This is a genomic window from Arhodomonas sp. KWT (assembly GCF_010993615.1).
Window position 1 is genome coordinate 1 of the sequence record NZ_WNXE01000919.1, and the last position, 668, is coordinate 668.

Consider the following 668-nt stretch of genomic DNA (forward strand, 5'->3'; position numbering starts at 1 on the left):
CTGCCATGTGAACATCGAGATCCGCTGCAGCGACCCCGGCGAGCACCGCCGCCGGGTGGAGCGCCGCCATGCGGACGCCGGCAGCCTGCCGGCGCCGGGCTGGGACGATGTGTGCCGGCGTGACTACCACCCCTGGCAGGAGCCGCCCCTGCGGCTCGACACCGCCGGCCGGACGGTAGAGGCGTCGTTCTCGGAGCTGGTCGCCCTCATCGACGCGCAGTCCGGGGGCTGATCGCCGTGGCAGGGGCACGGCAGTACGTGAAGGTCGGCGAGCTGGCACGGCGCACCGGGCTTACCGTGCGCACGCTCCACCACTACGACGCCATCGGCCTGCTGCGGCCGTCGGCGCGCTCCGGCGCCGGGTACCGTCTCTACGCCCCGGCGGACGTGGCCCGTCTCCACGGCATCCTGGCGCTGCGCCAGCTCGGGCTCTCCCTTGCCGATATCCGCGCCACGCTGGCGGCGGACGGTGTCTCCCTCGCCGGCATCGTCGCCGAGCAGATCCGCTCGCTGGACCGCCGGATCGAGGAGGCGCGGGCGCTGCGCGACCGCCTCGCCGTGCTGGATGCCGCGATGGCCGCCGGTGAGCCGCCCGAGGGCGAAGACTGGCTCGCCACCCTCGCGCTGCTGCGCCGCTACCGCGAGCACTTCACCGCCGCCGAGCTCCG

General features: G+C 74.9%; 1 protein-coding gene and 1 pseudogene. Both read left to right on the forward strand.

Annotated elements, in window-relative coordinates; genetic code table 11:
• A pseudogene (locus tag G7A99_RS23300) lies at positions 1-232 on the forward strand (kinase); the annotation flags it as partial.
• 5 nt (positions 233-237) lie between these two features.
• Positions 238-668 (forward strand): MerR family transcriptional regulator (locus G7A99_RS23305; RefSeq protein WP_163144431.1); only part of this gene is annotated, 431 nt, incomplete at its 3' end.